Below are 5,827 nucleotides of genomic sequence, written 5' to 3'. Positions count from 1 at the left end.
AAAGCAAAAGCCCCTGATTCGTTGGAATCAGGGGCTTTCTGGTATAAGAGCCTGACGATGACCTACTTTCACACTGGTTGCAGCACTATCATCGGCGCAAAGTCGTTTCACGGTCCTGTTCGGGATGGGAAGGTGTGGGACCAACTTGCTATAGTCATCAGGCATAACTTGTTGATTTGGAGTGGTTCACGTTGTTCTGTGAATCGCTACAAATCCAATTGGGAAGAAGTACGTATCTAGGTTAGGAGATACTGTAGTCATAATCGGTTGTGATTGACCAAACATTATTGGCAAACACTTGTTAATACTTGTCTAGTTATCTATAACTGACCAAAGTTATAGGGACAAGCCGTACGGGCAATTAGTACTGGTTAGCTTAATGCATTACTGCACTTCCACACCCAGCCTATCAACGTCCTGGTCTCGAACGACCCTTTAAAGAGCTCAAGGCTCTGGGATATCTCATCTTAAGGCGAGTTTCCCGCTTAGATGCTTTCAGCGGTTATCTCTTCCGAACATAGCTACTCGGCAATGCCACTGGCGTGACAACCGATACACCAGAGGTTCGTCCACTCCGGTCCTCTCGTACTAGGAGCAGCCCCCTTCAAATATCCAACGCCCACGGCAGATAGGGACCAAACTGTCTCACGACGTTTTAAACCCAGCTCACGTACCACTTTAAATGGCGAACAGCCATACCCTTGGGACCGGCTACAGCCCCAGGATGTGATGAGCCGACATCGAGGTGCCAAACTCCCCCGTCGATATGAACTCTTGGGAGGAATCAGCCTGTTATCCCCAGAGTACCTTTTATCCGTTGAGCGATGGCCCTTCCATACAGAACCACCGGATCACTATGTCCTACTTTCGTACCTGCTCGACTTGTCAGTCTCGCAGTTAAGCACGCTTATGCCATTGCACTATCGTCACGATGTCCGACCGTAACTAGCGTACCTTCGAACTCCTCCGTTACACTTTGGGAGGAGACCGCCCCAGTCAAACTGCCTACCATGCACTGTCCCCGACCCAGATAATGGGCCAAGGTTAGAACCTCAAACAAACCAGGGTGGTATTTCAAGGATGGCTCCACGAGAACTGGCGTCCCCGCTTCAAAGCCTCCCACCTATCCTACACAGATTGGTTCAAAGTCCAATGCAAAGCTACAGTAAAGGTTCATGGGGTCTTTCCGTCTAGCCGCGGGTAGATTGCATCATCACAAACATTTCAACTTCGCTGAGTCTCGGGAGGAGACAGTGTGGCCATCATTACTCCATTCGTGCAGGTCGGAACTTACCCGACAAGGAATTTCGCTACCTTAGGACCGTTATAGTTACGGCCGCCGTTTACTGGGACTTCAATCAAGAGCTTGCACCCCATCATTTAATCTTCCAGCACCGGGCAGGAGTCACACCCTATACGTCCACTTTCGTGTTTGCAGAGTGCTGTGTTTTTATTAAACAGTTGCAGCCACCAGTTTATTGCAACCCTTTCATCCTTCCCCCGCAGGGGGGTCAAACTACAAGGGCGTACCTTATCCCGAAGTTACGGTACCAATTTGCCGAGTTCCTTCTCCCGAGTTCTCTCAAGCGCCTTAGAATACTCATCTCGCCCACCTGTGTCGGTTTGCGGTACGGTCTCGTATGACTGAAGCTTAGAGGCTTTTCTTGGAACCACTTCCGATTGCTTCGTGAATAAATTCACTCGTCTCAACCCCTTGAATTACGTGCCCGGATTTGCCTAAGCACCTTCTACAAGTCAAGAACAGGCTCTTCCAACCGCCTGACAACCTTCCGCGATCCGTCCCCCCATCGCATCATACGACGGTGCAGGAATATTAACCTGCTTCCCATCAGCTACGCATCTCTGCCTCGCCTTAGGGGCCGACTCACCCTGCTCCGATGAACGTTGAACAGGAAACCTTGGGCTTACGGCGTGGGAGCTTTTCACTCCCATTATCGCTACTCATGTCAGCATTCGCACTTCTGATACCTCCAGCATCCTTTACAAGACACCTTCGCAGGCTTACAGAACGCTCTCCTACCATATCCTAAAAGGATATCCGCAGCTTCGGTGTACAGCTTAGCCCCGTTACATCTTCCGCGCAGGACGACTCGATCAGTGAGCTATTACGCTTTCTTTAAAGGGTGGCTGCTTCTAAGCCAACCTCCTGACTGTTTTAGCCTTCCCACTTCGTTTTCCACTTAGCTGTACTTTGGGACCTTAGCTGGCGGTCTGGGTTGTTTCCCTCTTGACACCGGACGTTAGCACCCGATGTCTGTCTCCCAAGCTCGCACTCAACGGTATTCGGAGTTTGCAATGGTTTGGTAAGTCGCGATGACCCCCTAGCCATAACAGTGCTCTACCCCCGTTGGTGATACTTGAGGCACTACCTAAATAGTTTTCGGAGAGAACCAGCTATTTCCAGATTTGTTTAGCCTTTCACCCCTACCCACAGCTCATCCCCTAACTTTTCAACGTTAGTGGGTTCGGTCCTCCAGTGCGTGTTACCGCACCTTCAACCTGGCCATGAGTAGATCATCTGGTTTCGGGTCTACACCCAGCGACTGTCGCCCTATTCGGACTCGATTTCTCTGCGCCTTCCCTATGCGGTTAAGCTTGCCACTGAATGTAAGTCGCTGACCCATTATACAAAAGGTACGCCGTCACGGAACAAGTCCGCTCCGACTGTTTGTATGCACACGGTTTCAGGTTCTATTTCACTCCCCTCCCGGGGTTCTTTTCGCCTTTCCCTCACGGTACTGGTTCACTATCGGTCGATATCGAGTATTTAGCCTTGGAGGATGGTCCCCCCATGTTCAGACAGGATTTCACGTGTCCCGCCCTACTTGTCGCATACTTAGTTCCACAAAGATCATTTCGTGTAAGGGGCTATCACCCTCTATGGCCGGAGTTTCCAATCCGTTCCACTATGAAATCTGCTAAATCATGCAGGCTCTTCCCATTTCGCTCGCCACTACTTTGGGAATCTCGGTTGATTTCTTTTCCTGTAGCTACTTAGATGTTTCAGTTCGCCACGTTCGCTTTGCAATCCTATGTATTCAGATTGCAATGACCTTACGGCCGGGTTTCCCCATTCGGAAATCTGCGGATCAATGTGTGTTTGCTCACTCCCCGCAGCTTATCGCAAGCTACTACGTCCTTCATCGCCTGATATCGCCAAGGCATCCACCATGTGCACTTAGTCACTTGTCCCTATAACTTTAGTTTCTAGTGTCTGAGTTGATTGCTCTCTTCAGGTTCATCACTAAAAATTAGTTATAGTTCTTTACTACTAGTTGAGTATTACTTTAGCGTTGCCGTAGCTCAAGTGAGTTATTTTCTTCGCCAATTTCTTGACGACGACTTGGATCACTTTTACTACTTTGTTTGTTCGATACAATCACAACCCTTCCATAAATTTGTTAGTAACTTCCGCTACCAACTCCTCTACGAAATAATTTTGATTATTTCTACTTTACTTCTTCTCAATTGTTAAAGAACGATACTACTTAATTACTTTGCTTTCGTTTCGAAAGAACAAATCTCAACAGCGCACGCGCTACTCACATTTATTATTTCGATTTGGTAGGGCTGGTTGGGCTCGAACCAACGACCCCCGCGTTATCAACACGGTGCTCTAACCAGCTGAGCTACAGCCCCAGTCAATTACCACTAGTTTTACTTAACTTGGTGGAGGTTACCGGGCTCGAACCGATCACCCCCTGCTTGCAAAGCAGGTGCTCTACCAGATGAGCTAAACCCCCATTCGTTTTACAACTTAACCGGGCAAATCTCGAAGTCGCTACTATCGCTTGCGTCTTCTGCGTTCTTCATCATTAACAGTCAATAAGTGTGGACACTCAACATTTGAGCGCACTCTAGAAAGGAGGTGATCCAGCCGCACCTTCCGATACGGCTACCTTGTTACGACTTCACCCCAGTCACGAACCCCGCCGTGGTAAGCGCCCTCCTTACGGTTAAGCTACCTACTTCTGGCGAAACCCGCTCCCATGGTGTGACGGGCGGTGTGTACAAGACCCGGGAACGTATTCACCGCGACATGCTGATCCGCGATTACTAGCGATTCCAACTTCATGTAGTCGAGTTGCAGACTACAATCCGGACTACGATACACTTTCTGGGATTAGCTCCACCTCGCGGTTTGGCAGCCCTCTGTATGTACCATTGTATGACGTGTGAAGCCCTACCCATAAGGGCCATGAGGACTTGACGTCATCCCCACCTTCCTCCGGTTTGTCACCGGCAGTCTCATTAGAGTGCTCAACTGAATGTAGCAACTAATGACAAGGGTTGCGCTCGTTGCGGGACTTAACCCAACATCTCACGACACGAGCTGACGACAGCCATGCAGCACCTGTGTATTGGTTCTCTTGCGAGCACTCCCAAATCTCTTCGGGATTCCAACCATGTCAAGGGTAGGTAAGGTTTTTCGCGTTGCATCGAATTAATCCACATCATCCACCGCTTGTGCGGGTCCCCGTCAATTCCTTTGAGTTTTAATCTTGCGACCGTACTCCCCAGGCGGTCTACTTCACGCGTTAGCTGCGTTACCAAGACAATTAAGTCCCGACAACTAGTAGACATCGTTTAGGGCGTGGACTACCAGGGTATCTAATCCTGTTTGCTCCCCACGCTTTCGTGCATGAGCGTCAGTGTTATCCCAGGGGGCTGCCTTCGCCATCGGTATTCCTCCACATCTCTACGCATTTCACTGCTACACGTGGAATTCTACCCCCCTCTGACACACTCTAGCCTTACAGTCACAAAGGCAGTTCCCAGGTTAAGCCCGGGGATTTCACCTCTGTCTTATAAAACCGCCTGCGCACGCTTTACGCCCAGTAATTCCGATTAACGCTTGCACCCTACGTATTACCGCGGCTGCTGGCACGTAGTTAGCCGGTGCTTATTCTTCAGGTACCGTCATTAGCAAGCCATATTAGGACTCACCGTTTCTTCCCTGACAAAAGAGCTTTACAACCCGAAGGCCTTCTTCACTCACGCGGCATTGCTGGATCAGGGTTGCCCCCATTGTCCAAAATTCCCCACTGCTGCCTCCCGTAGGAGTCTGGACCGTGTCTCAGTTCCAGTGTGGCTGGTCGTCCTCTCAGACCAGCTACTGATCGTCGCCTTGGTGAGCCTTTACCTCACCAACTAGCTAATCAGATATCGGCCACTCTTATAGCATGAGGTCCGAAGATCCCCCACTTTCCTCCTTAGAGCGTATGCGGTATTAGCGTAACTTTCGCTACGTTATCCCCCACTACAAGGTATGTTCCGATATATTACTCACCCGTTCGCCACTCGCCACCAGACCGAAGTCCGTGCTGCCGTTCGACTTGCATGTGTAAGGCATGCCGCCAGCGTTCAATCTGAGCCAGGATCAAACTCTTCAGTTCAATCTCTGTTACTTGTTTCCATTTCTGGAATTCGTTCTTTCGAACGAGTCGCTCACTCAAAATACTGACAGTTGCGATAATGATTGCTCACTATCGCGTCTTATCTTTACTTCTTGTGAACATTTGATATTTTTTAAGTTTCTTAACTACCTAAGCAGCTAATCGCTCTCTTTATCAAGTGCCCACATTTATTGACTGTTAATTGTTAAAGATCTAATCTACTTATTGCTCACCACTCAGTTTTAACACTTCGGCTTTTGCAATTTACTGCGAATCGTTTTGTTCGTCAGCAGCAGAGAAACGAGATTATGCAGCACTTCTAACTTCTCGTCAACCCCCTGTTTTCTTATTTCGCTTAAATCGTTTTAACTCACTCGATTCAAACCTCAGGAAAATCAACGCCTTACCGC

At 49.0% G+C, this 5,827-nt stretch carries 2 tRNA genes and 3 rRNA genes; all 5 read right to left on the bottom strand.

The annotated features are described in order from the left end of the window. Positions 1-49: 49 nt before the first annotated feature. A 5S ribosomal RNA gene (gene rrf / locus KDM90_RS17560) occupies positions 50-162 on the bottom strand. Between the two features lie 178 nt (positions 163-340). Continuing rightward, a 23S ribosomal RNA gene (locus KDM90_RS17555) occupies positions 341-3,213 on the bottom strand. 370 nt (positions 3,214-3,583) lie between these two features. Continuing rightward, positions 3,584-3,660, bottom strand: a tRNA-Ile gene (locus tag KDM90_RS17550). Between the two features lie 28 nt (positions 3,661-3,688). Beyond that, positions 3,689-3,764, bottom strand: a tRNA-Ala gene (locus KDM90_RS17545). A gap of 118 nt (positions 3,765-3,882) precedes the next feature. Beyond that, positions 3,883-5,417, bottom strand: a 16S ribosomal RNA gene (locus KDM90_RS17540). Together the 16S, 23S and 5S rRNA genes with 2 tRNA genes alongside form the textbook arrangement of a ribosomal RNA operon. Positions 5,418-5,827: the final 410 nt, after the last annotated feature.

The sequence above is a fragment of the Affinundibacterium fentianense genome (assembly GCF_018139545.1).
Taxonomy (GTDB): domain Bacteria; phylum Pseudomonadota; class Gammaproteobacteria; order Burkholderiales; family Burkholderiaceae_D; genus Undibacterium; species Undibacterium fentianense.
This window is presented reverse-complemented; position numbering and strand designations above follow the sequence as displayed.